This window comes from Xanthomonas sp. WHRI 6106, assembly GCF_040202405.1.
GTDB classification, from domain to species: Bacteria; Pseudomonadota; Gammaproteobacteria; order Xanthomonadales; family Xanthomonadaceae; genus Xanthomonas; species Xanthomonas cannabis.
The window spans coordinates 127,482-153,761 of the sequence record NZ_JBEGFC010000004.1 but is presented as its reverse complement, the minus strand read 5'-3'; the positions used below and the strand labels follow the sequence as shown (position 1 = coordinate 153,761).

The 26,280-nt window shown below is 68.0% G+C and carries 24 protein-coding genes and 1 pseudogene; 11 read left to right on the top strand and 14 right to left on the bottom strand.

The window, feature by feature from the left end; translation table 11 throughout:
• Positions 1 to 18: 18 nt before the first annotated feature.
• On the bottom strand, positions 19 to 864 hold the full coding sequence (locus ABQZ09_RS08260) for a hypothetical protein (protein WP_349776634.1): 846 nt from the start codon (positions 862 to 864) through the stop codon (positions 19 to 21).
• A gap of 24 nt (positions 865 to 888) precedes the next feature.
• Positions 889 to 2,472 (bottom strand): bifunctional phosphoribosylaminoimidazolecarboxamide formyltransferase/IMP cyclohydrolase, encoded by a 1,584-nt coding sequence (gene purH / locus ABQZ09_RS08255; protein ID WP_349776633.1) that lies wholly within the window; start codon positions 2,470 to 2,472, stop codon positions 889 to 891.
• 73 nt (positions 2,473 to 2,545) lie between these two features.
• On the opposite strand from purH, the gene ABQZ09_RS08250 reads away from it, so the two are divergent.
• From ABQZ09_RS08250 to ABQZ09_RS08225, 6 genes are all read left to right on the top strand, one after another.
• Positions 2,546 to 3,160: a CDP-alcohol phosphatidyltransferase family protein gene (locus ABQZ09_RS08250; protein WP_349776632.1), complete on the top strand. Its 615-nt coding sequence runs from the start codon at positions 2,546 to 2,548 to the stop codon at positions 3,158 to 3,160.
• Between the two features lie 78 nt (positions 3,161 to 3,238).
• Positions 3,239 to 4,993 (top strand): bifunctional alpha/beta hydrolase/class I SAM-dependent methyltransferase, encoded by a 1,755-nt coding sequence (locus tag ABQZ09_RS08245; protein WP_349776631.1) that lies wholly within the window; start codon positions 3,239 to 3,241, stop codon positions 4,991 to 4,993.
• Positions 4,990 to 6,324 carry a phosphatase PAP2/dual specificity phosphatase family protein gene (locus tag ABQZ09_RS08240; RefSeq protein WP_349776630.1) on the top strand — a complete coding sequence of 445 codons (1,335 nt, stop codon included), beginning with the start codon at positions 4,990 to 4,992 and terminating at the stop codon, positions 6,322 to 6,324. Before ABQZ09_RS08245 ends, ABQZ09_RS08240 begins: the two co-directional genes overlap by 4 nt.
• Positions 6,321 to 6,764, top strand: a complete 444-nt coding sequence (locus ABQZ09_RS08235; RefSeq protein WP_349776629.1) for a hypothetical protein — start codon at positions 6,321 to 6,323, stop codon at positions 6,762 to 6,764. The genes ABQZ09_RS08240 and ABQZ09_RS08235 overlap by 4 nt, the downstream gene beginning before the upstream one ends.
• 232 nt (positions 6,765 to 6,996) lie before the next feature.
• Entirely contained in the window at positions 6,997 to 7,629 is a 633-nt protein-coding gene (locus tag ABQZ09_RS08230) for a lysophospholipid acyltransferase family protein (RefSeq protein WP_047693385.1), read from the top strand.
• The gene (locus tag ABQZ09_RS08225) at positions 7,626 to 8,600 is read left to right on the top strand and encodes a phosphatidate cytidylyltransferase (RefSeq protein WP_047693384.1); all 975 of its coding nucleotides are present in this window, start codon (positions 7,626 to 7,628) and stop codon (positions 8,598 to 8,600) included. The genes ABQZ09_RS08230 and ABQZ09_RS08225 overlap by 4 nt, the downstream gene beginning before the upstream one ends.
• A 213-nt stretch (positions 8,601 to 8,813) precedes the next feature.
• On the opposite strand, the gene fis is transcribed toward ABQZ09_RS08225, so the two are convergent.
• The 3 genes from fis to ABQZ09_RS08210 all read right to left on the bottom strand — a co-directional run bounded on the left by fis (position 8,814) and on the right by ABQZ09_RS08210 (position 10,836).
• Positions 8,814 to 9,086, bottom strand: coding sequence for a DNA-binding transcriptional regulator Fis (gene fis / locus ABQZ09_RS08220; protein WP_039408095.1), 273 nt, complete (start codon positions 9,084 to 9,086; stop codon positions 8,814 to 8,816).
• 116 nt (positions 9,087 to 9,202) lie between these two features.
• Complete coding sequence (locus ABQZ09_RS08215) at positions 9,203 to 10,219, bottom strand: DUF3426 domain-containing protein (protein WP_349776628.1); 1,017 nt, start codon at positions 10,217 to 10,219, stop codon at positions 9,203 to 9,205.
• A gap of 239 nt (positions 10,220 to 10,458) precedes the next feature.
• Positions 10,459 to 10,836: a helix-turn-helix transcriptional regulator gene (locus ABQZ09_RS08210; RefSeq protein WP_039564907.1), complete on the bottom strand. Its 378-nt coding sequence runs from the start codon at positions 10,834 to 10,836 to the stop codon at positions 10,459 to 10,461.
• Positions 10,837 to 10,985: 149 nt separating this feature from the next.
• Between ABQZ09_RS08210 and ABQZ09_RS08205 the strand changes: the two genes are divergently transcribed.
• A complete protein-coding gene (locus tag ABQZ09_RS08205) occupies positions 10,986 to 11,477 on the top strand; it encodes a hypothetical protein (protein ID WP_349776627.1) in 492 nt (163 codons plus the stop codon).
• A 15-nt stretch (positions 11,478 to 11,492) separates the two neighbouring features.
• Here the strand turns inward: ABQZ09_RS08205 and prmA are convergent, their stop codons facing one another.
• On the bottom strand, positions 11,493 to 12,413 hold the full coding sequence (gene prmA, locus ABQZ09_RS08200) for a 50S ribosomal protein L11 methyltransferase (protein WP_349776626.1): 921 nt from the start codon (positions 12,411 to 12,413) through the stop codon (positions 11,493 to 11,495).
• Positions 12,414 to 12,726: 313 nt separating this feature from the next.
• On the opposite strand from prmA, the gene ABQZ09_RS08195 reads away from it, so the two are divergent.
• Together ABQZ09_RS08195 and ABQZ09_RS08190 are read left to right on the top strand one after the other, a co-directional pair.
• Entirely contained in the window at positions 12,727 to 13,653 is a 927-nt protein-coding gene (locus tag ABQZ09_RS08195) for a hypothetical protein (RefSeq protein WP_349776625.1), read from the top strand.
• Positions 13,650 to 14,015 (top strand): hypothetical protein, encoded by a 366-nt coding sequence (locus ABQZ09_RS08190; protein WP_184553207.1) that lies wholly within the window; start codon positions 13,650 to 13,652, stop codon positions 14,013 to 14,015. The genes ABQZ09_RS08195 and ABQZ09_RS08190 overlap by 4 nt, the downstream gene beginning before the upstream one ends.
• Before the next feature lie 438 nt (positions 14,016 to 14,453).
• On the opposite strand, the gene accC is transcribed toward ABQZ09_RS08190, so the two are convergent.
• From accC to ABQZ09_RS08150, 8 genes and pseudogenes are all read right to left on the bottom strand, one after another.
• The gene (gene accC / locus ABQZ09_RS08185) at positions 14,454 to 15,821 is read right to left on the bottom strand and encodes an acetyl-CoA carboxylase biotin carboxylase subunit (protein ID WP_039405052.1); all 1,368 of its coding nucleotides are present in this window, start codon (positions 15,819 to 15,821) and stop codon (positions 14,454 to 14,456) included.
• Positions 15,811 to 16,245 (bottom strand): four helix bundle protein, encoded by a 435-nt coding sequence (locus ABQZ09_RS08180; protein ID WP_349776624.1) that lies wholly within the window; start codon positions 16,243 to 16,245, stop codon positions 15,811 to 15,813. The genes accC and ABQZ09_RS08180 overlap by 11 nt, the downstream gene beginning before the upstream one ends.
• Before the next feature lie 20 nt (positions 16,246 to 16,265).
• On the bottom strand, positions 16,266 to 16,748 hold the full coding sequence (gene accB, locus ABQZ09_RS08175) for an acetyl-CoA carboxylase biotin carboxyl carrier protein (RefSeq protein ID WP_166751793.1): 483 nt from the start codon (positions 16,746 to 16,748) through the stop codon (positions 16,266 to 16,268).
• A 97-nt stretch (positions 16,749 to 16,845) separates the two neighbouring features.
• Positions 16,846 to 17,292, bottom strand: coding sequence for a type II 3-dehydroquinate dehydratase (aroQ, locus tag ABQZ09_RS08170; protein WP_349776623.1), 447 nt, complete (start codon positions 17,290 to 17,292; stop codon positions 16,846 to 16,848).
• 376 nt (positions 17,293 to 17,668) lie between these two features.
• Positions 17,669 to 18,034, bottom strand: a pseudogene (locus tag ABQZ09_RS08165) (prolyl oligopeptidase family serine peptidase); the annotation flags it as partial.
• A gap of 300 nt (positions 18,035 to 18,334) precedes the next feature.
• Complete coding sequence (locus tag ABQZ09_RS08160) at positions 18,335 to 20,659, bottom strand: protein-disulfide reductase DsbD family protein (RefSeq protein ID WP_349776622.1); 2,325 nt, start codon at positions 20,657 to 20,659, stop codon at positions 18,335 to 18,337.
• 5 nt (positions 20,660 to 20,664) lie between these two features.
• Entirely contained in the window at positions 20,665 to 20,997 is a 333-nt protein-coding gene (gene cutA, locus ABQZ09_RS08155; RefSeq protein WP_349776621.1) for a divalent-cation tolerance protein CutA, read from the bottom strand.
• A 487-nt stretch (positions 20,998 to 21,484) separates the two neighbouring features.
• Positions 21,485 to 23,275, bottom strand: coding sequence for an endonuclease (locus ABQZ09_RS08150; RefSeq protein ID WP_349776620.1), 1,791 nt, complete (start codon positions 23,273 to 23,275; stop codon positions 21,485 to 21,487).
• A 465-nt stretch (positions 23,276 to 23,740) separates the two neighbouring features.
• Here ABQZ09_RS08150 and ABQZ09_RS08145 point away from each other — a divergent pair, with 465 nt between their 5' ends.
• Together ABQZ09_RS08145 and groL are read left to right on the top strand one after the other, a co-directional pair.
• Positions 23,741 to 24,028, top strand: coding sequence for a co-chaperone GroES (locus tag ABQZ09_RS08145; RefSeq protein WP_003483210.1), 288 nt, complete (start codon positions 23,741 to 23,743; stop codon positions 24,026 to 24,028).
• A gap of 133 nt (positions 24,029 to 24,161) precedes the next feature.
• A complete protein-coding gene (groL, locus tag ABQZ09_RS08140) occupies positions 24,162 to 25,802 on the top strand; it encodes a chaperonin GroEL (RefSeq protein ID WP_039405128.1) in 1,641 nt (546 codons plus the stop codon).
• The last annotated feature ends 478 nt before the right edge of the window (positions 25,803 to 26,280 follow it).

The window sequence follows — 26,280 nt, the reverse complement described above, 5'->3', positions numbered from 1 at the left end:
TACGGGGGAAAGGGGGCGCTACCTGCAGCCTTCGCGCTGCAGTGCGTTGGGGAATGGGTAGGTCCAGGTCTTGGTGTCGAGCGCGAACACGTGCGTCTTATCCAGGGCAACACCGCAATCGCTGCCGTGCTCGTGGATGCGCAGCGGCCAGGTGCGCGCCTGCGGCTTGCTGTTGTCCACCTCCAGCGCGAAATCCACATCGAAGGCTTCGGCAAGGCATTGCGCCTGCGTCTGTTCCGGCTCGCGCGCGTCGTCGTCGCAAGCCAGTGCGCCGCTATTGTCGATGTGCGCACGCAGCGAGCCGGCATTGACCAAGCCTTTGGGGCCGGGCACGACCAGATCCTGCGATTCCAGCATCAGGCCCTGACCCATCCAGAAACTGTGCACGGCAAAGCCGTAGAAATCGCTGCCCAGCCGCAGGATGTCCACACTGCCGGGTTGGCCATCGCTGCCGTAGCCATCGGCGAGCCGTTCGACCACGACCTTGAAGCCGTCGCCATCGCCACGCAGCACGAAGAAATCGACCAGGCCGGGGTTGCCGTGGCCGCCATCGAGGAGGCTATGGCAGACCGCCAGCAGTTGCTGCACCTGGTCGCCCACCACCACTGGCTGTTCGGCGCAGACCTGGCTGTCGGCCTTGAATCCGTCCGCCTCGCCACTCCATTGCGCGGCCAGGCCGGCTTTGGCGCCATAGCGCGTACGCAGAAACCCATCCAGCCGCTCGGTGCGGCTCAGGTGAGCGCTGTTGGCGGGCGCTGCAGGGGCCGCTGCAACCGGCGCCGCAGCCGGCGCAGGCGCCTGCTTGCAGGCGCTCAACAGCACGGCGGCGGAAATAAACGCAGCAAGACAACGCAAACGGTGCATCGACCTATCCCTGTGCCGGTGACATCAGTGCCGGAAGTGACGCACGCCGGTGAACACCATCGCGATGCCGTGTTCGTCGGCGGCGGCGATCACTTCGCCATCGCGCATCGAGCCGCCGGGCTGGATCACTGCCTTGATGCCGGCCGCGGCCGCAGCGTCGATGCCGTCGCGGAACGGGAAGAACGCGTCCGAGGCCATCACCGAGCCGGCCACGGTGAGCTTGGCCTCTTCGGCCTTGAGCGCGGCGATCTTGGCGCTGACCACGCGGCTCATCTGCCCGGCGCCCACGCCAATGGTGCGGCTGTCCTTGGCATACACAATCGCGTTGGACTTGACGTACTTGGCCACGCGCCAGGCGAACAGCAGATCGCCCAGCTCCGCCTCGCTGGGCGCACGCTGGGTGACCACGCTCAATTCGCCCAGCGACATGCCGCGGTTGTCGGCCGACTGCATCAGCAGGCCCGAGCCGATGCGCTTGGTGTCGTAATTGTTCAAGCCGTTGCCATGCGGAATCTTGAGCACGCGCACGTTGGCTTTCTTGGTGGCGTAGTCGAGCGCGCCGGCCTCGTAGTCGGGCGCGATCAGCACCTCGACGAACTGGCGATCCAGAATGGCCTTCGCCGTCGCGGCATCCAGGGTCTTGTTGAAGGCCAGGATGCCGCCGAAGGCGCTGGTCGGGTCGGTGGCGTAGGCCAGTTCGTAGGCATCGCCGCAGGCCGCGCCCACCGCCACGCCGCAGGGGTTGGCGTGCTTGACGATCACGCAGGCCGGCGCATCGAACTGACGCACGCATTCCCACGCTGCATCGGCATCGGCCAGGTTGTTGTAGCTGAGCTCCTTGCCCTGCAACTGCTGGAAGGTGGCCAGCGTGCCTGGCACCGGATACAGGTCGCGGTAGAACGCGCCGGACTGGTGCGGGTTTTCGCCGTAGCGCAGGTCCATCACCTTGACGAAGTTGGAATTGATCTGCGCCGGGAACGGGCTGCGGGTGGGCACGCTCTCTGCACTGTCGGCCACCGCCGACAGATAGTTGCTGATCGCCGCGTCGTACTGCGCCACGCGGTTGAACGCAGCCACCGACAGCGCAAAGCGCTTGGCCGCCGAGAGCTGGCCATCGTTGGCGTCGAGTTCGGCCAGCAGCTCGGCGTACTGCGCCGGGTCGGTAGCCACTGCCACGCGCGCGAAGTTCTTGGCCGCGCTGCGCAGCATCGCCGGGCCGCCGATGTCGATGTTTTCCACTGCGTCGGCCAGCGTGCAATCGGCGTTGGCGGTGACCGACTCGAACGGGTACAGGTTGAGCACCAGCAGGTCGATCGGCACGATGCCGTGTTCGGCCATCACCGCCTCATCGACGCCGGCGCGCCCGAGCAGGCCGCCGTGCACCAGCGGGTGCAGGGTCTTGACCCGGCCGTCCATCATTTCCGGGAACCCGGTGAGATCGGCCACGTCGGTGACCGGCAGGCCTGCCTCGCGGATCGCCTTGGCGGTGCCGCCGGTGGACAGCAGCGCGACGTTGCGCGCTGCCAGCGCGCGGGCCAGATCGATCAGGCCGGTCTTGTCGGAAACGGAGAGCAGGGCCCGGCGCACGGGCAGCAAATCAGTGGCCATCGGTGGGGGATGTCGTTGCGGAGCAGCCGATATTGTAGGCTGCGCCAGCGCTCGAATGGACTCAACACCCCGTATGGCCTCGATCTATGCTTTGAAAGGACGCTTCCAGGCGCTGCTGCGGCCGATGGTGGGCGCGCTGTACCGCGGCGGCATCACCGCCAACCAGGTGACGCTGAGCGCGGCGGCGGTGTCATTGCTAATGGCAGCGGTGGTCTACCGCGCCGGCGCCGGCTGGCCGCTACTGTATCTGTTGCTGCCGGTGTGGATGCTGCTGCGCATGGGGCTCAACGCCATCGACGGCATGCTGGCGCGCGAGTTCGGCCAGCAGTCGCGTCTGGGTGCCTACCTCAACGAACTGTGCGATGTGGTGGCCGACGCGGCGTTGTACTTGAGCCTGCTTGGCGTGCCCGGGGTGGGTGCGCATTGGCTATGGCTGTTCGCACTGCTGGCCGCGCTGACCGAATACGCCGGCGTGCTCGGCCTGATGGTCGGCGCCAGCCGCCGTTACGACGGGCCGATGGGCAAGAGCGACCGCGCGTTCGTCATTGGCGTTGTCGGCGTGGGGCTCGCCTGCGGGTTGCTGGGTGCGCGCGGCTTCACCTGGGTGGCCATTGCGCTGAGTCTGGCCTGCATCGCCACGGCGTGGCGGCGGGTGCGCGCCGGGCTGGCGGAGGCGCCGGCCGGCTAAGCGCGCTGCCTGCGCGCCGCAGTGCGCATGCGATGTCCGCTGCACTCTGTTTACTTTCTTCTTTTTCAGGATGATCCGATGCGTGATGTCGTCGAGCGCGAGTTCGCCAGTTTCGATGGTGTGCAGTTGTTCTATCGGCACTGGCCGGCCCCGGTGGCAGGTGGCGCGCCCAAGGCGGTGGTGCTGCTGCATCGCGGGCATGAGCACTCCGGCCGTGTGATGCATCTGGCCGAGGAGCTGGACCTGCCCGATGCGCAGTTTTTCGCCTGGGATGCGCGCGGCAATGGCCGCTCGCCCGGCGTGCGGGGCGATGCGCCGGGCTTCGAGGCGCTGGTGCGCGATCTGGACAGCTTCATCGCACACATTGGCACCACCCACGGCATCGCGGTGCAGGACATTGCGGTGGTGGCCCAAAGCGTGGGCGCGGTGGTGGCTGCTACCTGGGTGCACGACTATGCCCCGCCACTGCGCGCGCTGGTGCTGGCCTCGCCGGCGTTCAAGGTGAAGTTGTACGTGCCGTTCGCACGCGCCGGGCTGGCGCTGATGCATGCGCTGCGCGGCAACTTCTTCGTCAACAGCTACGTCAAGCCGCAGTGGCTCACCCACGATGCGCAGCGGGTGGAAAGCTATCGCACCGACCCGCTGATCACCCGTCCGATTTCGGTGCGCGTGTTGCTGGGCCTGTATGCGGCGGCCGCACGCGTGGTGGACGATGCGCAGGCGATCACCGTGCCGACCCAGTTGCTGGTCTCCGGCTCGGATTTCGTGGTGCATCGCGGCCCGCAGGACCGCTTCTACGAAAACCTGCGTTCGCCGATCAAGCAGCGGCTTTGGTTGCCGGGCTTCTTCCACGACACCCTGGGCGAGCGCGATCGTGCGCTTGCGATCGCGCCGATGCGCGCGTTCATCCAGGCGCGTTTCGCAGCGCCGCCGGTGCGCGCGCAGTTGCGCGACGCGCACCGCAGCGGCCCCAGTTTCGAAGAGGCCGAGCAGCTGGCCTGGCCGCCGCCGCGCAACAGCCTGCAGGACCTGCGCTGGCGCGGCGTGCGTGCCGGCCTGCGGCTGGGGGGCACGCTCTCCGAGGGCATCGCACTCGGCCTGCAGACCGGTTTCGACTCCGGCAGCACGCTGGACTACATCTACCGCAATCAGGCGCGTGGTCGTGGGCCGCTGGGCCGCATGATCGACCGCAATTATCTCAACGCGATCGGTTGGCGCGGCATCCGCATCCGCGGCGCGCATCTGGGTGAATTGCTGCGTGATGCCGCGACACGGTTGCGTGGTGCCGGCATGCCGGTGCGCGTGCTGGACGTTGCCGCAGGGCATGGGCGTTACGTGCTCGACGCCTTGGGCAGCGGCGCGCAACGTGCCGATGCGATCGTGCTGCGCGATTTCAGCCCGCTCAACGTCACCCAGGGCACCGCACTGATCCAGGCGCTGGGCGCGGGCGAGATCGCCCGGTTCGAGCAAGGCGATGCGTTCGACCCGGCGGCGTTGGCGGCGGTGCAACCGGCGCCGACGCTGGCAGTGGTGTCGGGCCTGTACGAGCTGTTTGCCGATAATGACCAGGTGGCGCGCTCGCTGGAAGGTCTTGCCGCCGCGGTGCAGCCGGGCGGCTATCTGCTCTACACCGGCCAGCCCTGGCATCCGCAGCTGGAATTCATTGCGCGCGCGCTCACCAGCCACCGCGATGGCGTGGCCTGGGTGATGCGTCGGCGGAGCCAGCAGGAAATGGATGGCCTGGTGGAAGCGGCGGGCTTTCGCAAGGTGGCGCAGCGCATCGATGCGTTCGGCATCTTCACCGTGTCGATGGCGCAGCGGATCCAGGCATGACGCACGGCGCACGCCCGACCGCTCGCGCTGCGCTGTGGCTGGCGTTGCTGGGGCCGTTCTTTTTCCTCAGCTATGGCTTGGCCAATACGTTGGCCGGGCGGGCCACGCAGGTGCCATCGGTGGTGTTCGGCTGGGAACATGGCATGCCGTTCTGGCCATGGACCATCGTGCCGTATTGGTCGATCGACCTGTTCTACGCGGCGTCGTTTTTTGTCTGCCGCACGCGACGCGAGCTGGACACGCACGCGTTGCGCCTGCTCAGCGCGCAGCTGCTGTGCGTGGCGTGTTTTTTGCTTTGGCCGTTGCGCTACAGCTTCGTCCGGCCCGATACCGATGGCGTGTTCGGCTGGTTGTTTGCCGTGCTGCTGGGTTTCGACAAGCCTTTCAATCAGGCGCCATCGCTGCACATCGTGCTGCTGGTGGTGTTGTGGGTGCGCTATGCGCAGCATCTTTCCGGCGTGTGGCGCTGGCTGTTGCATGGCTGGTTTGCGCTGATCGGCGTGTCGGTGCTGACCACCTATCAACATCACTTCCTGGATATCCCCACCGGCCTGGCGGCGGGTTGGCTGTGCGTGTGGCTGTGGCCGGAGCGCATCGCTGCACCGTTTGCGCAGGCACGGCTGACACGTGACGCGCGCCGTTGGCGATTGGCCGCTGCGTATCTGGCCGGCGCGCTGGTCAGTGGCGCGCTTGCGCTGCGGAGTGGTGGCAGCGGGCTGTGGCTGCTGTGGATCACCCTGGCCTTGTTGCTGGTGGCCATGAATTACGCGCTGCTCGGCCCGCTCGGATTCCAGAAGCGCAGCGATGGGCGCTTGAGTCTTGCCGCGCGCTGGTTGTATGCGCCGTATCTGCTGGCGGCATGGTGCAATTCGCGGCTATGGACACGGCGCGATCCATTGCCGCGCGTGGTGGCCGATGAGGTGTGGCTGGGGCGGATTCCGTTGCCCGGGCAACGCGGCACCATTGCTGCAGTCGTGGACGTGTCTGCAGAACTGTCGTTGTACGCCGCAGTTGCGCAGGACCAGGTGGTGCCGATGCTGGATCTGGTGGCACCGTCGCCAGCGCAGTTGCGCGCGGCGGCGCAGGCGATCGAACAGGCCCGTGCGCATGGCCCTGTGCTGGTGTGTTGCGCCCTGGGGTATTCGCGCAGTGCGGCCAGCATCGCAACCTGGCTGGTCCGCAGCGGGCGGGCTGCCGGCGTGGATGATGCCATTGCGCAACTTCGGGCGGCGCGGCCGGCGATCGTGCTGCGTGCGCATCACCGTGCGGCCATTGCGGCCGCCGGCGCAGTGGACAGCCACGATGCAGTCACCGGGCAGGTGCCCGCATGAGCGCGACCATGACACTTGCCAGCATGCGTGCGATGTTGCGCCAGGGCGCTGCACTGGACCGGTGTTCGCTGCTGCTGTTGGCCGCCGTGATCGTGCTGCTTGGCATCACCCATGCACCCGCGCCGATCCAGCTGTGCTACGCGCTCAGTGTGGCTGCCGGCGTCGTGCAGCGCGTGTGGGCGTTCCGGGTCGGCCTGGATGCGGACCTGCTGGAGGCCGTGCTGCAGCAGATTGCCATCGACAACAGCGACGAGCATCGCGCCGCGCAACAGCTCGATCAGGCGCTGCAGACGATCGGCTTGCTGCGCACGGCGCCGGCGCCACGCGACTGGCTGGCGCGCTGGGCCGGCATGCGCCGTCTGCTGTTGAGGCAAGTGGGTAGCGTGGTGGTGCAGGTGCTGGCACTGGGGGCCGCCCTGATCGGCAAGGCGCTGTGGTGACCGCTGCACACGCGGCACAGGCTCTCACCGCGCCGCTGGCACATTTGCAGCGGATGCAGTGCTTGCCAACGGTCACCGCGCCAGCCAGGGCATTGCAGTGCTCGCGCCATGCCATGTCCGCGGCGTGTCGTGTGTCGGGTGCCTTGGCTGCGGAAGTGGCGACGCCGCCCACCGCTGCAGCACTGATCGTGAAATTAGCGCTGCGCACACCCGTGCGCGCATGGGAGTGGACATGATTGCCCGTTTGATCGCGCGTGCCTGCAGCGGCGCCATTCGTACCCTGACCGGCGCGCGTGCGCTGTGGCGTGGGTGTGCGCCCTCCAACGAACGCCGCGTGTATTACGGCAATCACGCAAGCCACGGCGATTTCGTGCTGATCTGGTCGTCGCTGCCGGCCAGCCTACGGCATACCGTGCGTCCGGTCGCCGCTGCCGATTACTGGCAGCGCACGGCACTGCGCCGCTACCTGATCCACGCGGTGTTCAACGGTGTGTTGATCGAGCGCGATGCCGCGCAGCGCACCCGCGACCCGATCCAATGCCTGTGCGACGCAGTGGACGCCGGCGATTCGTTGATCCTGTTTCCCGAAGGCACCCGCAACCCGGACGAAGGCGTACTGCCGTTCAAGAGCGGGCTGTATCACCTGGCGCGGCAACGCCCGGAACTGGAGTTCGTGCCGGTGTGGATCGACAACCTCAAGCGCGTGATGCCCAAGGGCAAGTGGCTGCCGTTGCCGCTGCTGTGCACCACCACCTTCGGGGCGCCGTTGCGGTTGGGCGCCGATGAGGACAAGGATGCGTTTCTGGCACGCGCACGCGTGGCGCTGCTGGCGTTGTCGCCGGAGCAACTGGAGGCGCGCGCATGAATCCTTATGTGTTCAGCGGGCAGCTGCAGCAGTCCTCGATGCATCAGCAGACGCTGTGGTTGTTCAGCGGCATTGCGCTGGTACTGGTGATTGCCACGCTGATTTCCGAGACGCTGCGCTGGCGTGCGCGCGAACGCCCGAGTGCGGTGCTGGACAACCTGGTCGCACGCATCCGCGCGTGGTGGGTGATGGCGGCGGTGGTCGGCATTGCGTTCGTGTTTGGCCGCGCCGGCGTCATCGGGCTGTTCGCGCTGGTGTCGTTGTTTGCGCTGCGCGAGTTCATCACCCTGACCCCCACGCGGCGCGGCGATTACTACGCGCTGCTGGCCGCGTTCTACATCGTGCTGCCGTGGCAATACGGGCTGGTGTGGACCGGCTGGTACGGCATGTACACCTTGCTGATCCCTGTGTACGCGTTCCTGGTGCTGCCGATCCTGGCCACCATCGGTGGTGATACCACCGGCTATCTGGAACGCACTGCCAAGGTGCAGTGGGGGCTGATGATCTGCGTGTTCTGCATCTCGCACGTGCCGGCGTTGTTGAACCTGGACATTCCCGGGTACGCCGGGCGCAATCTGCTGCTGATCGCGTTCCTGGTCATCGTGGTGCAATCGTCGGACGTGCTGCAGTACGTCTGGGGCAAGCTGGCCGGCCGCCATCTGATCGCGCCGAAGCTGTCGCCGTCCAAGACGGTGGAAGGCTTCATCGGCGGCGTGCTGTCGGCCAGCCTGCTCGGCATGGCGCTGTGGTGGATCACCCCGTTTGCGCCGTGGCACGCGTTCGGGCTGGCGCTGGTGGCCAACCTGATGGGCTTTTTCGGCGGGCTGGTGATGTCGGCGATCAAGCGCGATCGCGGCATCAAGGACTGGGGCCACATGATCGAAGGCCATGGCGGCGTGCTCGATCGCCTGGACTCGGTGTGCTTCGCCGCGCCGGTGTTTTTCCACCTGATTCGCTATGGCTGGGCGTGATCGCCTGCAACATTGCTCGTCAGAAGATCGCAACATGTGCATCGCGTGCCGTTAGCGACCTGCAGCATCGGATCGGCGCAGCGCGTCGGTCGGCCGCCGCGTCTGGCCAACCGGAAGGCTGACCCGCACGAAACCACGCTGTGACCGGGAACCCGTGCCCGCACCGTCTGGCAGAAGCACGCTTTTACGAATCCCGAATCCCGAATCCCAGGCCTACGTCAGCCCGTACTCTTTCAGCTTCTTGCGCAATGTCGCCCGGTGAATGCCCAGCAGCGCCGCGGCGCGGCTCTGGTTGCCTTCGCAATGGTTGAGCACTTCGACGAACAACGGGATTTCCATTTCGCGCAGCACGATCTCGTACACATCGTCCGCGTCGCTGCCATCCAGGTCGCGCAGATAACGGCGCACGGACTGCGCCACGTGTTCGCGCAGGGGCGACTTGGGGGCGCCACGACTGGTGTCAGGACGGGAGGAGGCTGCGTTCAAAGGAAGTTCCCAGTGTCACGAAGCCGGGACGCGTGGCCGGCGAGGGGGAGTGAGTCTAGCGCGTGACCTCACCGCTCGCCACGCCCATGTGCGCGGCGAGTGCGGGTCGCGTCCGCTTAGCGGAAGTCGAAACTGAAGGCGGCCGTGCTCGCGGCCGGTTCGCGCACCGCGAACGCCACCTGCACCGCCTGGCCCGGCGCAAGCGTGTCCTGCGCGGCCGGCGCCTTGCCCAGATACTCCTGCGGTGTCAGCACGCGGGTGCCGATCACCCGCCCGTCGGCATCGGACAACGACAGCTGCAGCCACGGCCAGGCCTGCGCCCAGCGTGCATCGTTGCGGAAACTGGCCTGGACCTGCAGCACTCCGGCCGCGCCAGGCAGCGGGCGCACATCGCGGGTGAGCAGGGTCAGCGCGGCCGGCTCGCGCCAGGCCGGCAACGTGCAGCGCGCCAGCGTGCAGGCCACGCTGACCAGCGGCCGCCAGCGCGCGTTGCCGGCCAGCTGGGCGCGGTCGGCAACGACGATCTGCAGCCCCAGCAGCGCCACCAGGCCGATCAACACCGCCCACTGCCGGCCGCTGGCGCGCAGGCGCGGGCGGGCGAACCCCCGGCGTGCAAACGTGGGAGCGGCGACAGCGGGCAGTGGGTGGAACGGCGATGCAGGGGAGGCCGGATCGCCTGCGTCGCCGGTGGCCATGGCGGCCTGTGCGGTGGGGTCGGCCTCGGCAGCGGGGGGGCGCGGGAGATCGGCATCGCGCGCGCGTGCGTCGGGCCGGTCTGCGGCGGCGGCCGCGGCATCCGCAGCGCCGTGCATGCCTGGTGTGCCTGCGACATGGTCCGGTTCGGCGTCTGCACGTGCAGAGCTGGGTTCGTGCGGCGCTGCCGGCGCGCGGCTGGGCTGGTTGGCCGGCAGGCCGGTCACCGGCGCAGCCGGTGCGGAGATCACCGGTGCCGGCGGTGGCGGCACCACCGGCTGTGCGGGTGCGGGCGGCAGCGCCGGCGCTGGCACCGGCAACACCTGTTCCGGCGGCTCGGCGGCGGGCACCGTCGGCGTCGGAATCAAGGTCGGCGCGGCGGGCGGGGTTGCCCGCAGGAAGGTGGCCAGCGGGCGGCGCGGTGGCGGGGTCTGGGACATCGGCAGGCGTGCAGCGGGAAGAGCGCTATTCAACCACGCGCGCAGCGGCCGGCGAACCTGGATGCATCAGCCCGGGCGACGCCACGGTGCAGGTGGCAGCGCGCAGTCGCTGCCTGCAGCGATCCCACGCTGCCGCATCCGCGCCCTGGCCAACAAGCAGTGCGACAACCACGCTCCCGCTCCCGCTCCCGCTCCCGCCGAATCCCGAATCCCGAATCCCGAATCCCGAATCCCGAAACTCAGCGCCGCCGCCGCGTCTTGCCCTCGGCGAGCAACAGATCCAGCAGCCCGCTGCGCTGGCGCGGTGCCAGGGTGTCGAAGCGGGCCAGCAGCACGCGTTGCTGGTCATCCAGGCGGCGGTACTGGGCAGGCTCTTCGGCGATGGCCGGGACCGGCGGGCCGAACACGCGCTCGCCGCGGCCGGTGGCCAGGTATTCGAAGGCCATGCCGCTGCGCCTGGCCAGGCCGATCAGGTTCTCCACCGACGGCGCGGTGCCTTCGGCCATTTCCCACTGGGCCACCGCGCTGCGGGTGACGCCCAGCTCGCCGGCCAGGGCTTCCTGGGTCAGCTTGGTGAAGCTGCGGGCTTCGCGTACTCGTTCGTACAGCTTGCTCACACGGCACCGATGGAAGGCAGACGGGGCCGGGAGATATAGCCCTAGCAGCCCTCGGGGATAGTTCGTATAACTTTCATATAGGAATATGTTTGCGATACTGTCGGTGAGATGTCGATGAAGAGATCACAGCGAACTCAAGGAGGAAGTTCATGGTCGAGCCTGTCACTCCGAAATCCCGGCCCACCGGCGATCAACGCCCACCCGCCAGCACGCGGTGGCCCGCCGATTCGCCGCTGGATCCGTCGGTCCAACGCTTCCGCGGGGCGGCCGTCTACCAGGTCTGGCGGCGCGGGCAGGACTGGACCGCCGTCGCCGAGGGCGTGCACTGGTCAGCGGCGCTGGCACCACGGGGCTGGGCGCTGCGTTATCGGTATTGGCCGCTGCTGACGAGCGGGATGCTGCTGGCCACCATCGCCGTGGGAGTGGCGCTCGCTGGCGCGCCGCCGTGGGTGGCAGGCGGCTGGGCCGCGCTGCTGGTGGCTGAGCTCGCGCTGCGCGTGGTCGCCGGGCTGCAAGCCGGGCGCTGGCGCAAACAGGCATTGCAGCGCAGCGGCTGGCAGGCGGTGACCCGCCTGCGCGCGATCAGCGTGAACGATGCGCTGACCACCGCGCAGATCCGCGCCGGCCGGGCGCAGCGGTGAACCCGGCCGGCCGGCTCAGTGGCGGCGCATGCCGTCGATGCGGATCCAGTCTTCTTCGCGTTCGCAGCGCAGCTGCTCGAACCACGGCGCGTAGCGCTCCAGCAGTTCGTCTTCCTGCCCCTGCAGGATGCCGGACATCGCAAAGCGTCCACCCGGCGCCACGCGTGCGGCCAGCAGCTCGGCCAGTGCGTCCAGCGACGTCGCCAGGATGTTGGCCACCACCACCGAATAGGTCTGCACCGGCTCATCCTCCGGCATGCAGGCGGTCAGTTGCGCCTGAAGGCCATTGCGCTCGGCATTCTCGGCGGTGGCCAGCAGCGCCTGCGGGTCGTTGTCCACGCCCACCGCGCTGGCCGCGCCCAGCTTGAGCGCGGCCAGCGCCAGGATGCCCGAGCCGCAACCGAAATCGAGCACGCGCGCACCGTGCAGCACGCCACTGCTGCCCAGGCTGTCGAGCCAGCGCAGACACAGCGCGGTGGTCGGGCTGGCGCCCGAGCCGTAGGCCAGGCCCGGGTCCAGCCGCACCACGGCCGCTTCAGGCGTGCTGGCCGCTTCGGGCAACGCCTGATCCCAGGGCACGATGAAGGTGCGCGTGCCGAACTGCATCGGCTTGAACAGGTCCATCCACGCGCGGATCCAGTCGCTGTCTTCGACCATGCGAAACGACACCTGGCTCCAGTCCAGTTCCGGGTCGAACGCATCCAGCGCGGCCAGGACCTGCAGCGGGTCGCTCTCGCTGTCGAACAGCGCGGTCAACTCCAGCTCCTTCCACAACGGGGTTTCGCCGACGCCCGGTTCCAGGATGGCGTGGCTATTGCTGCCATCGTCGTTGCCGTCGAGCGAGGTCACCGCCAGCGCGCCGACTTCCTCCATGGCGGTCTGGAAACGGGGCTGATCGGCATCGGTGCAGGGCAGGGTCAGTTGAAGAAACGGCATCGTGGCAGTCGGTAACAATGAAGGCGTGCATCGTAGACCATTCGCGCAGGCCGGCTGCCGTGCAGTTGGTCATGCGCCGCCACTGGTGGGGGCGACCCAGCGCGGCGGTCGCGGCGATCTGGCCGCGTCTGCCGCTGCCATCTGCGTTGCATCTGCCTCCGGCACTGCGTGCGACCCAGTCATCTGCGCCCGGCGCTGTTCGTCGCCGCGCGAGCAGCCGTGGCAGCGTTCGCCTGGCCGCCATGGCCCGTGCAACCGGGTGCTAGACTCCGCGCCGTCGCTGCGGGCGTTTCCGCCGCTGGTTACCGCTGTCATGCCGCTTGCTCGTGCCCGCCATCTCTGGCTGTTGCTCGCTCCCGTCGCGCTTGCGGCGGCGGGCTGGTGGCATGTGCGTGCGCATCCGGCCACGCCAGCCACCACGACCACCGCGCCGGCCACGGCCGTCACGCAGCCGGCCGTCGCCACGCGGCTGGTGCATGCGGCCTTCGAACGTGGCACGGCATTGCAGTTGCGTGATCGCGATGCGGTGGATGCACAGCCGGATCTGTATCGCTACGCGCAGTACCTGCAGCAACGCGTGCAGGCCGGCGATGCGCAGGCAGGCTGGCGCTTGAGCCGGGTCTACGATTACTGCGCACCATATGCCGCCAGCCCGGCCGGCTATACCGCCGACAGCGCGTGGATCGCCGCGCACGCCACGCCGGGCGTGGCGGCCATGCATGCCGCGCGCGACCGGGTGGCGCAGCGCTGCGCCGGTTTCGCGCCCAGCGACGGGCTGAGCCCGCGGCTGGTGGCGCAGCAACGCCTGCGCGCGGCGCGCGCAGGCAGCCTGGCCGCCGAGGCCGCCCTGCTCGCGCTGGGCGAACCCCTGCAGGCCACCCCGGCCTACAAGCGCACGCTGGTGCGGCGTGTGCTGGCCTCGCGCGACCCGGAGGCCTACCTGGCCCTGGCACCGGCGATGGGCGCGCGCGCCAGCGGCGATGACAGTCTGGACGGTTATGTGGCCGGCGATCAGTTCGCCGAACTGGCCTGGCAGGTGGCGGCGTGTCGGCTGGGCCTGGACTGCAGTGCCGACAGCACGCTGGTCACCAGTTATTGCGCCAACGCGGGCATCTGCTCGCGCGCCGGCGCACAGGATTTCGTGTCGTTCGTATTCGACGCCGCGGTGCCGCGGCAGGGAGCAGACAGGGTGGATGAGATGGTCGATACATTGGTGTCCGATCCGGGAGCACAGTCATGAATTACCGTCGGTTGGCGCATGGCGCCAAGTTCTGGTTCTGGGTGGCCCTGTTCGTGGCGTATTCGGCCGCGGCGGTGGGCATCGTGATGATCGATACCGCCGATCACCGCTACCAGCCGCTGTCGGTGAAGTCCACCAGCGTCACCGCCGACGAACAGCAGCGACGGCACGGCGCAAGCCAGGTCGCCGCGCTGTACCGCGCTAGCAGCGCCATGCCGTTTTCCACCTTGCCGGCCGGCTCGACCTTTCAGGTGGTCTGGCCGGACGGTTCCACCGAAACCATGACCGTGGTCGACCCGTCATCGGCCAGCGGCATCGTGCCGGTACCCGGCAGCCAGCAGGCGCCTGCGCCGCGGCATTGAACGGTGCGTATCCGCGCGGACGACTGAAGAGCTGCGCAGCGGATCCGGTAGCACCCTGAATCCCGTAGGAGCGCACCTGGGCGCGACCTGATTCACCGATAAAGCCTGGTCGCGCCCGGGTGCGCTCCTACGTACAGGTCGACTGGTGACATGGGTTTGCCGGTGCGGGGTGTCGTCCAGCCGCGTGCCTGGCCTGCGTGAGGCAGTGCCGGCGCGATGCACCGCAACGCAACGCAACGAAAAAGCACATCGGATCCGGCAATGGCTTGCGCCTCCAGGCCTCGCATCCTCGGATTGCGTAGGAGCGCACCCGGGCGCGACCGGGTGCGCTCCTGCGCATGGACCGGCCGTCGGTGCGACGCAGTCGCGGCGCGATGCACCAGGGGGCAACGAAAAAGCCCGGTTTCCCGGGCTGTTTCGTTGCCATGGCGCTTGCGATCAGGTCAGCGCGATCGACTTGTTCTTGCGCTCGGCCAGGCGCTTTTCCAGGTAGTGGATGTTCTGCCCGCCGGCCTGGAAGCCCTTGTCGCGCATGATGCGCTGCTGCAGCGGGATATTGGTCTTGATGCCGTCCACCACCATCTCGCTCAACGCCACGCGCATGCGTGCGATCGCGGTTTCGCGATCGGGGCCATGCACGATCAGCTTGCCGATCATCGAATCGTAGTTCGGCGGCACCTTGTAGCCGGCGTAGATGTGCGTATCCACGCGCACACCCGGGCCACCGGGCGGATGGAAGGCGGTGATCAGGCCCGGGTTGGGCATGAAGGTTTCCGGATCCTCGGCGTTGATGCGGCACTCGATCGCATGCCCGCGCAGCACGATGTCGCTCTGCTTGATGCTGAGCTTGTGGCCGGCGGCGATGCGCAGCTGCTCGCACACCAGGTCGATGCCGGTGATGCGCTCGGTCACCGGGTGCTCCACCTGGATACGGGTGTTCATTTCAATGAAATAGAAGCGCCCGCCTTCGAACAGGAACTCGAAGGTGCCCGCGCCGCGGTAGCCGATGCGGATGCACGCATCCACGCAGACCTTGCCGATCTCGTTGCGCAGTTCTTCGGTGATGCCCGGTGCGGGCGCTTCTTCGACCACCTTCTGGTGACGGCGCTGCATCGAGCAATCGCGTTCGCCCAGATGGATCGCACCGCCCTGGCCGTCGGCCAGCACCTGGATTTCCACGTGACGTGGATTTTCCAGGAACTTCTCCATGTAGACCTGATCGTTGCTGAAAGCGGCCTTGGCTTCGGACTTGGTGGTTTCGATCGCGGCCTTGAGCGCCGCCTCCGAGTGCACCACGCGCATGCCGCGCCCGCCGCCGCCGCCGGCGGCCTTGATGATCACCGGGTAGCCGATCTCGCGCGCGATCTTGGTATTGGCGACGATGTCATCGCCGAGCGGGCCGCCCGAACCGGGCACGCATGGCACGCCGGCGGCCTTCATCGCGCGGATCGCTTCGACCTTGTCGCCCATCAGGCGGATGGTGTCGGCCTTGGGCCCGATGAAGATGAAGCCGGATTCTTCCACGCGCTCGGCAAAGTCGGCGTTTTCCGACAAAAAGCCGTACCCGGGATGGATGGCCTGCGCATCGGTCACCTCGGCCGCGGCGATCAACGCCGGGATGTTGAGGTAACTGTCGCTGGACGCGGCCGGGCCGATACACACCGACTCATCGGCCATGGCGACGTGCTTGAGGTTGCGGTCGACCGTGGAATGCACCGCGACCGTGCGGATGCCGAGCGTGTGGCACGCGCGCAGGATGCGCAGCGCGATTTCACCTCGGTTGGCGATGACGACTTTATCGAGCATGGGATTCGGGATTCGGGATTGGGGATTCGTAGAGGGCGCTGGGTTCGCGGAGAGAGCGCGACTGTTCCAACGTGCGGATCAATGCGTTGAGCTTGGCAAACGTGCGATTCAGCAGGTCGGCAATTGCCGCATCAGGCGAAGCGAACTGCAGCCATGTTGCGATCTGCAGCTGGGTGTCCAGCTCCGCCAACGAGCCGCGCGCCATCGACAGATAGCGCAGGCACTCGGCCGTGGAGCGGCGTGCAGCCCCTTCGGCGATGTTGGATGGAATGCTGATTGCGGCGCGGCGCATCTGTGCCGTCAGCCCGAAGCGTTCGGAATCAGGGAAGTCGTGGGTCAGGCGGTAGATCGCTTCGACAAGCGACATCGCATCGCGCCACACCGTCAGGCGCTCATGCGGTCGCTCGTGCGAATCCCGAATCACGATTCCCTAATCCCGGCGCTTCAGCCAATCACGAACAACGGCTGATCGAACTCCACCGGCTGGCCGGTTTCGCCGAGGATGGCGACGACGGTGCCGGAGACGTCGGCTTCGATCGGGTTGAACATCTTCATCGCCTCGATGATCGCCAGGGTGTCGCCGGCCTTGACCGCCTGGCCCACGGTGACGAACGCCGGCTTGTCTGGGGAAGGCGAGGTGTAGAACGTGCCGACCATCGGCGCGCGCAGCACGTGGCCCTCGGGCAGCGCGGCCGCCTGCTTGGCGCCGCCGGTGGAGGCCTCGGTGGGCGACTGCATCGGCATGCTGGCCGCCGCCGGCGCAGCGGCCGGGGCGGGTGCGTACTGCTGCACCGGTGCGCTCATCACCTGGGTGCCCTTGGGCACGCGCGCCAGGCGCACGCTTTCTTCGCCTTCCTTGATCTCGATTTCGGCGAGATTGGATTCTTCGAGCAGGTCGATCAGTTTCTTGATTTTGCGGAGATCCATAAGGGCCTCTTGAAGTGAATCGGTGGAGAGTGCCGGCGGATGCCGGCGGAATGGGGTCAGGCCGTTGGCGTGGTCGCCGAGCCCGGGACGGCAAGGGTCATGGCGCGCGCTCCAGCCGCGCGATCACCGCTTCCAGCGCCAGCCGGTAGCTGTCTGCGCCAAAGCCGCAGATGACGCCGTCGGCCTTGTCGCTGAGGTAGCTGTGGTGACGGAACGGCTCGCGCGCATGCGGATTGGACAGATGGATTTCCACGAACGGCAGGCCCACACCCAGCAGCGCGTCGCGCAGCGCCACCGAGGTGTGGGTGAAGGCGGCCGGGTTGATCAGGATGTAGGCAGTGCCGTCCTCGCGCGCGGCGTGGATGCGCTCCACCAGCACGTGCTCGGCGTTGGATTGCAGGCAGGCCAGCGCATGCCCGGCGGCCTGCGCACGGTCCACCAGGGCCGCATCGATCTGCGCCAGCGTGGTGCGCCCATAGACCTCCGGCTCGCGGGTACCGAGCAGGTTGAGGTTGGGGCCGTGCAACAGCAGCAGGTGGGCCATGACATCCAGCGCAGCGGAAAGGCCGGAAGTCTGCGCGATGCTGGCGATGCTGTCCAGATAGCAGAAGTTATAGCTGTTTTAAACGATCGATTGAATTTCCGCGGCGTGCGCGCGTTGCGCCAGTGGCGGCGGGCATGGGCGCCCGCAAGGGCAGTTGCAACGGGACCGACACCGCACCGGAGCGAGGCTGGCGGCGGCAGCCTGTATTCAGGATTGTCACGTCGTTGCGCGCTGACGACAGCCAGGCACTCGCACCGCGGCCGTCACACCCGCATCGTCCCCTGCAGCATGTCGGCGTTCTGTGTCCGTGCAGCAGTCCGCTCGTCTCCGGTGATGCGGCTACAAGCTCCGGTGTCCACGCAGGGCGTCGCTCTATCGCCCCCATCTTGCGCGCGTGCCCTGGGTGGACGCGGTCGTCGCGGGTGGAGGTTGCGATCATCGTGGGAGGGCAGGACGTGCCCGGATCGAACAGGTGGTAGGGAGAGAAGGTGCGGATGAACGCCCAGTCGGCAGTGTCCGGGTTGCCGTACTCTTCCATCCACGACGCGCCGGCCAGCAATTGGCTGTAGCGCCGCATGTCCAGCAGCGGCGACTCGATCACCACGGCGTCGAACAGCTGCGGGTACTGGACCAGCATGTTGCCGGCCATCAGTCCGCCGTTGCTGCCGCCGTGCACGGCCAGGTGGCTGGCGGACGTGACCTTGCGCGCGATCAGGTCCTGCGCAATCGCGGCCATGTCTTCGGCACTGCATCCGGCGTGCCGATGGCAAGAAGATGCGCTGCCATTGCAGGCGTCGCTGCGGCCAATGGCCAGCGACTCGCATGAGGCGCATCAACGCGGCAGGTGCGCATGGCGGTCGCAACGGCGCTGCGTGGTCGTCGGCAATCGGCAGTCGGCAATGCGTGTCAGCTGCCGGCAGCGGCCAGCGCGCTACGCACCGGCATCACGTGCCAACGTGCGCCGGGACGGCGCACGCAAACGCCACGTGTGTGCGCCCACGCCGTGGCACGCTCAGGCAGCGTGCCTGCGCAAGCCGCCGCCTCAGCGCGCTGCGCGCAGCAGCGCGTCCTCGGTGATCGCGCCGGTCAACACCGTGGGCAGGATCGCCGGTGGGGCACCGGGGCCGTACACCACGTAAAGCGGCACGCCCACGGCCTGGTGCTGGTCGAGGAAGGTGCTGATGGCCGGGTCGACGTTGGTCCAGTCGCCTTTCATGTAGACCGCATCGACGCGGCGCAGGGCGTCGCGGAATTCGGCACTGCTCAGCACGTTCTTTTCGTTGGCCTTGCAGGTCACGCACCAGTCGGCGGTCATGTTGACGAACACCACGCGGTTGTCGGCGCGCAGGCGGTCCAGCAATTGCGGCGAGAACGCCACCACGCCTTCGCTGGCGGCGGTGGCCGCCGGCAGCCGCAGGCGGGTGACGCCGACCACCGGCACGATGGCCAGCACCAGCATCACCGCCGCCAGCCGCATGCCGGTGCGATGGCTGTTCCAGCGGCTGCGCTCGAAGCACCACAGGCCCAGCGCCAGCAGGGTGGCGCCGACCAGCATCAACGCCAGCGCATCCACCCCGCGCTGCTTGCCCAGCACCCACAGCAGCCAGATCGCGGTGAGATACATCGGGAACGCCAGCACCTGCTTGAGCGTCTCCATCCATGCGCCGGGCGTGGGCAGGCGCCGCGCCAGCGACGGGACGAAGCCGATCAGCAGGAACGGCAGCGCCAGGCCCAGGCCCAGCGCCAGGAACACCAGCATCGCCAGCAGCGCCGGCGCGGTGAACGCATAGGCCAGCGCGGTGCCCATGAACGGGGCGATGCAGGGGCTGGCGACCACGCAGGCCAGCACGCCGGTAAAGAAGTCGCCCAGCGGCCCGTTGCGCGCGGCCAGCGACTGGCCGATGCCGCCCAGGTTGCTGCCCAGCGTGAACACCCCCGACAGGCTCAGGCCCACCGCGAACATCAGATACGCCAGCGCCGCCACGAACCAGGGCTGCTGCAGCTGGAAGCCCCAGCCGGCCGCCTGGCCGGCCGCGCGCAGGCCGATCACCAGCCCGCCGATGGCGGCAAACGACACCAGTACGCCCAGCGAATACCAGATGGCATGGCTGCGCGCATGGCTGCGGCTCTCGCCGCTGTGCGCCAGCCCCAGCACCTTCAGCGACAGGATCGGCAGCACGCAGGGCATGAGGTTCAGCACCAGCCCGCCGAGCAGGGCCAGCGCCAGCATCGCCAGCAGGCCCTTGTCCGTATGTGGCGGCTGGGTGCGTTGCGGATTGTCGGCCGCGGCACTGGCAGCCGGCGGCGCGGCGGCGGCGCTGGCTTGGGCGGGCGCGGGGTCGGCAGGCGCCTGCCCGGCGGCCAGCGGCGAGATCATCAGCGGCGCGGCCTGCGCCTGGTTTTGCGGCGAGACCGTGCCGGCAGGCAGGTCGAGCGCCACGCGGCGGGTCATCGGCGGGTAGCAGATGCCGTCGGTCTGGCAGCCCTGGAAGGTGGCCACCAGGGTCACGTGCGCCGGCTCGGCGCGTTCGCGCAACAGCGGCAGGGTGACTTCGGCCTGGTCGAAATACACCACCACGTCGCCGAAATGTTCGTCGCGGTGGGTCTTGCCCTGCGGCCAGCGCGGCAGCCCGGGGCGCACGCCGGTGCTGCCTTCCACGGCCAGCGAGGTGCGGTCGCGGTAGAGGTAATAGCCCGGCGCCGGGGTAAAGCGCAGCAGCAGGCTGTTGCCGTCGCCGACGATGGCCTCGAAGGTGAAGGCCTGCTCGGCCGGCAGCGGCAGCGCGTCCACGCCGGCGGCCTGGCCGGTGGCGCCGAACAGGCGCGGACTCGACGCGCCGCGCGGCACCAGCGCGCCCAGGTTTTCGCGTTGCGGTGCGGCGGTGGTCGCGCCAGCGGCCGCTGCCTCGGGCAGCGCGACGCGGATCTCGCGCCGCTGCGGCGGGTAGCACACTCCGGCATCGGCGCAGCCCTGGTATTGCACCTGCAGGACCGCCGTTTTCAGGGCCGGCTCGGCCCTGCCGGCCAGGGTGGCCTGCAACTGCTTGCGGTAGGTCTGGACCTGGCCGAAGAACTCGTCGTGCTTGCTCTCGCCTTCCGGCAGCGCCAGTTCGCCAACGGAAAAGCCCTGACCGGACTTGACGCTGATGCGATGGCGATACAGGTAGTAGCCCGGCGCGATCTTCCAGTTCAGAGCGATGCTGCCGCGGCTGTCGGCCTGGGCAGTCAGCGCGAAGGCCTGGTCCACCGGCAGCAGGTCGGCCTCGCTGACCGCCTGCGCGGGTGGCGCCACCAGCGCCAGCGGCGCGGCGAACAAGGGGGCGGCCAGCAGCGCGCAGCGGGCGATCCAGCGGGACAGAGACTTCATGGACGTCAGGATTCCTTGCGGGTGTCGGCCCGGACCCAATCGAGGTAGGCCGGCAACCCGGCGCTGGCTTGGACAGCAACCGCCTCCGGCAGTTCATACGGATGCAAGGCCTGAAGCCGCGCGATGGCGTCGGGCAGGCGGTCGTCCCAGGTCTTGATCAGCAACTGCACTTCCGTGCTGCGCTCGATGGCGCCGTTCCAGCGGTACAGCGATTGCGCGCCGGGCAACTGGGTGACGCAGGCCGCCAGGCGTTCGTCCAGCAAGGCGTGCGCGATGCGGTCGGCGCTGTCGGCATCCGGGCAGGTGCTGAACAACAGATGGAGGGAAGAGGCGCTCATTGCAGCTGCGCAGTGTAATGCCCCGCCTGCGGGGGATCGACCGCCGATTCCGGAACAGGGCGTCAACTTCGCTGCCTTCGCAGTGGCGGTGGGCAGGGCGGCCGTGCCCGGGTGCAGCTGCGCAGTGAGGCCGACAGAGCACCTGCCACACTGCGCCGGCCTTGCCGTGGCGCGGAGCGCGGGCCGGATGCGAAGCCCGGCCGACAACGGTTGGGAGAGCGTTGCGCCGGTGATCCGGCGGTCACCTCGCCCAGCGCGAGGAGGCCGGGGGCGTTGGCCAGGCGATCTTGAAAGCGTGCATGTCGGTGCGGAGGCGACGCACCGCCACGCCCGGCGGTAGTCAGCAGCGCCGGATCCGATCGAGGGCGTGTCGCCTGCTGCAAACCACGCCGTCGGCACCGGCGCCTGGCCGCCATCACGTGCCGTACGTTTTTCCGCGTGATCCAACCCCACCGGCCCGACGCATCACGCGCCGGGCCGGTGCAGCTCAGTTGGCCAGCTGGCAGCTGGCCGGCTTGGCCGAAGTGAACAGGCCGGCAGTGGCCCATTCGGGATGATCCACGAACGGGTTGCGGTTGCCCTGGAAGCTGAAGATCACCTGGTTGCGGGCACGTTCGGCATCGTCCGGCGGGTCGGCCTGGTGCCAGGCCAGCAGCGTGGACAGCAGCCCCATGTACGCGGGGGAAGAAGAGGTCTGCACGATCCGGCTGCGGTCGTCGGTGAGCTCCAGGTCCGGCTCGGACTGCCCGGTGGCTGCATCGGTGCCGCCTTCGTAGCGAATGGCCATGTACATCACCGCACGCGCCATGTCGCCCTTGCGCCGGCCCCACACTTCGAAGGTGCCACCGTTGCCGTCGGGCGTGCGCACCCAGTTGGAATTGCCCGGGTAGCGCCCGCTGCCGCCGCCACTGCCGTCGTTGACCTCGGTCACCCGCTCACCGCAGCTGCTGGTGCAGGTGGCGTAGGGCTTGTTGCCGCGATCGGCGTTGAAGGTGGTGTCGGTCAGGTACAGCATGTGGGTGTCGGTGTAGGGCGCATACGGCAGGCCGCGGTCGCCGGTGGCGCTGCCGAAGCCCAGCGAGTTGGGCCAGGTGTGCTCGCGGTTGTAGGTCAGCCCGCTGCCGGTACCGGCCCGGTCGCTGACCTTGGCGTAGCTGCGGTTGCGGTAGGCGTCCAGGATGCGGCCGCTGTCGTTGGGGTCTTCGTCGGCCATCTCCAGGATGGTCCAGGTGTTGGTGCCGGTGCCGCTGTAGGGGTAGACCGTGTGGCCGCGGATGGTGGCGTTGAGCGAGCAGCGCAGCTGGCTGGGGCTGGTGGTGTTCACCCGCGAGTAGTAGCCGGTGGCGCCGCCGCTGGCGGTGGCCACGGTGAAGGCGATGGACTGGCCGGCCGCCGGGCTCAGGCCGCTGGCATCGCGGATGGCGCTGGCGGTGATGGCCAGGGTGCAGCGCTCGCCGCCGACCAGGGCGGTGTTGGTGGACAGGGTGAAACGGCTGCCCGTCGTTGCGTAGCTCAGTGCCACGTTGCCGGAACTGGCGCAGCTCAGCGCAAAGGCGCCGCTGCTCAACGTCACCGCCTCGCTGAAGCCCACCGCCAGGTCGCCGGCCGCCGGGAAGCCGGTGGCACCCTGGCTCGGCGTGGTGCTGGTGATCGTCGGCGCACCGTTGGTGCCACCGCCACCGCCGCCGTTGAAGGTCTGGCCGCGGTTGCAGGCGCCGAAGGTCTGCGCCGCCGAGCCGGCCCAGCTGAAGTTGGCTGCCGCGCTGCCGGTGCCGGCGAGTTGCAGCGAACTGCCGACCGCGCTGCTGTTGCTCTCGCTGACCGGCAGGTTCTGGCTGGTGACCCCGGCCGCCGGGCCGCCGCTGCCGGTGATGGCCCCTTCGTAGCTGAGGAACTGCACCAGTTGCCCATTGGGGTCGACCAGCGCCACGCCGTCGTTGGGTCCGTTCTGCACGCCGTTGCTGGCGTAGCTCACGGTGGCCAGGCGGACCTGGCTGCCGCAGCTGACCAGGCTGCCGGCCGGCACCGCGGTGTTGGCGTAGACCGTCGCCGCACTCGGGGCGCTGCCGTTGTACAGATAGATGCGGTAGCCGCTCAGCGATTCGCCGGCGGTGGCCACCACTTCCACGCCTTCGCCGCTGTCGCCGGAGGCGCCTGCGTCGTCGTAGTGCAGCTCGTTGATGAAGACCGCCGCATTGGCGGCGGTGGCGCTCAGCGCGAACGCGCAGGCCAGGGGCAGGGTGCAACGCAGGGACACAACACGGGACGGCAACCTCATCGACAGCTCCTTGTGATCGGGGAATGCGATCCCGACTGTAGAGCGTGCGCATGACAAACGGTGGAACCTGGTTCCATTTCTAGCGGTTCCATTTCTAGCGTGTGGCTGGATGCGCGCCTGGTAGTGAGCGGGATGAGGTGGCCGCGGGGATCAGCGGCGCTGCTGCTCGCGCGGCGCGCCTGGGCACGGGCCGCCGGCATTGGTGGCTCTGTCGCTGCTGCCAAACGCGCACGGCCGGGATGCCCCGCAGGCCGTTCGCCGCAGTCGTCCTGGCCCCCGGATGAGACCGGGTGAACGAAAAAATTTTTACGCCCAGCCCTTGAAAGCCGCTCGCCCAGCACAATCTCTGGCCCGCACCCGCTCTGTCGGGTTTTTTCCGCGCGCTGTGCTGGCAGTCGTCATGTGCGAGTGCTAACATCGCCGATAATTTCCAGACCAATCAATCACTTAAGAGGGTCTTTCTCTATGAGCATCAAGCCGCTTCACGACCGCGTTGTAGTCAAGCCGATCGAAGCCGACGAAGTTTCCGCCGGCGGCATCGTGATCCCGGACTCCGCCAAGGAAAAGTCCACCAAGGGTGAAGTCGTCGCCATCGGCGCCGGCAAGCCCCTGGACAACGGCAGCCTGCGCGCGCCGGTGGTCAAGGTTGGCGACAAGGTCATCTACGGCCAGTACGCCGGCAGCAGCTACAAGTCCGAAGGCGTCGAGTACAAGGTGCTGCGCGAAGACGACATTCTGGCCGTCATCGGCTGAAGCCGTTGACGGCGGGATTCGGGAGTCGAGATTCGGGATTGGTCAGTGCGCTTCGCGCAGCTGATCCCGCATCCCCCGGAACCCGCTCTAGCCAATCCCCAATCCCCAATCTCAAATCCCGGAGTTTCAGACAATGGCTGCTAAAGACATTCGTTTCGGTGAAGACGCACGTACCCGCATGGTCCGTGGCGTCAACGTGCTTGCCAATGCCGTGAAGGCAACCCTCGGCCCGAAGGGCCGCAACGTCGTGCTCGAGAAGAGCTTCGGCGCGCCGACCATCACCAAGGACGGCGTCTCCGTCGCCAAGGAAATCGAACTAGCTGACAAGTTCGAGAACATGGGCGCGCAGATGGTCAAGGAAGTCGCTTCCAAGACCAACGACAACGCCGGCGACGGCACCACCACCGCCACCGTGCTGGCCCAGGCCCTGATCCGCGAAGGCGCCAAGGCTGTGGCCGCCGGCATGAACCCGATGGACCTCAAGCGCGGTATCGACCAGGCCGTCAAGGCCGCCGTCGCCGAGCTGAAGAACATCTCCAAGCCCACCACCGACGACAAGGCGATTGCCCAGGTCGGCACCATCTCGGCCAACTCGGACGAGTCGATCGGCAACATCATTGCCGAAGCGATGCAGAAGGTTGGCAAGGAAGGCGTGATCACCGTTGAAGAAGGCTCGGGCCTGGAAAACGAGCTGGACGTGGTCGAGGGCATGCAGTTCGATCGCGGCTACCTCTCCCCGTACTTCATCAACAACCAGCAGAGCCAGTCGGCCGACCTGGACGACCCGTTCATCCTGCTGCACGACAAGAAGATCTCCAACGTGCGTGACCTGCTGCCCGTGCTGGAAGGCGTGGCCAAGGCCGGCAAGCCGCTGCTGATCGTGGCTGAAGAAGTCGAAGGCGAAGCGCTGGCGACCCTGGTGGTCAACACCATCCGTGGCATCGTCAAGGTCGTGGCCGTCAAGGCACCGGGCTTCGGCGACCGTCGCAAGGCGATGCTGGAAGACATGGCCGTGCTGACTGGCGGCACCGTGATCTCCGAGGAAGTGGGCCTGGCGCTGGAGAAGGCGACCATCAAGGACCTGGGCCGCGCCAAGAAGGTGCAGGTCTCCAAGGAAAACACCACGATCATCGATGGCGCTGGCGATTCGGCCGCGATCGAGTCGCGCGTCGGCCAGATCAAGACCCAGATCGAAGACACCTCGTCCGATTACGACCGTGAGAAGCTGCAGGAGCGCGTGGCCAAGCTGGCCGGTGGCGTTGCAGTGATCAAGGTCGGCGCTTCGACCGAAATCGAAATGAAGGAAAAGAAGGCCCGCGTCGAAGACGCCCTGCACGCCACCCGTGCAGCCGTTGAAGAAGGCGTGGTCCCGGGCGGCGGCGTGGCCCTGGTGCGTGCGCTGGTGGCCGTCGGCAACCTGACCGGTGCCAACGAAGACCAGACCCACGGCATCCAGATCGCCCTGCGCGCCATGGAAGCCCCGCTGCGCGAAATCGTGGCCAATGCCGGCGAAGAGCCGTCCGTGATCCTGAACAAGGTCAAGGAAGGCACCGGCAACTACGGCTACAACGCGGCCAACGGCGAGTTCGGCGACATGGTGCAGTTCGGCATCCTGGACCCGACCAAGGTCACCCGTTCGGCGCTGCAGAACGCAGCCTCGATCGCCGGCCTGATGATCACCACCGAAGCCATGGTGGCCGATGCACCGAAGAAGGACGAGCCGGCGATGCCGGCCGGCGGTGGCATGGGCGGCATGGGCGGAATGGATTTCTAATCCACGCCACTCGGTTGTTGCAGTACAAAAGGACCCCGCCGCAAGGCGGGGTTTTTTGTGTCCGACGAGCTGGATGGCAGCATGCGATCGCTGGGATGATCGGCCCGAAGCAGGTGGCCGCCGCACGCATTCCACTGGTCACGCAAACCGCATGCGCGGTAGGAGCGCACCTGGGCGCGAACGGCTTCACCGATAACGCCCCAGTCGCGCCCGGGTGCGCTCCTACGCAAGGTCGATGCGGCCCGCGCAGCCAGCTTGCGGCCCCAACCGTGTCGAATCCAGCGCAGGCATGACCACCCAGTCCCCCATGACCCCGTAGGAGCGCACCTGGGCGCGAACGGCTTCACCGATAACGCCCCCGTCACGCCCGGGTGCGCTCCTACGTGGGGTCGACGCGGCCCGCGCAGCCAGCTCCCGGCCCCAACCGTGTCGAATCCTGCGCAGGCATGACCACACAGTCCCCCATGACCCGTAGGAG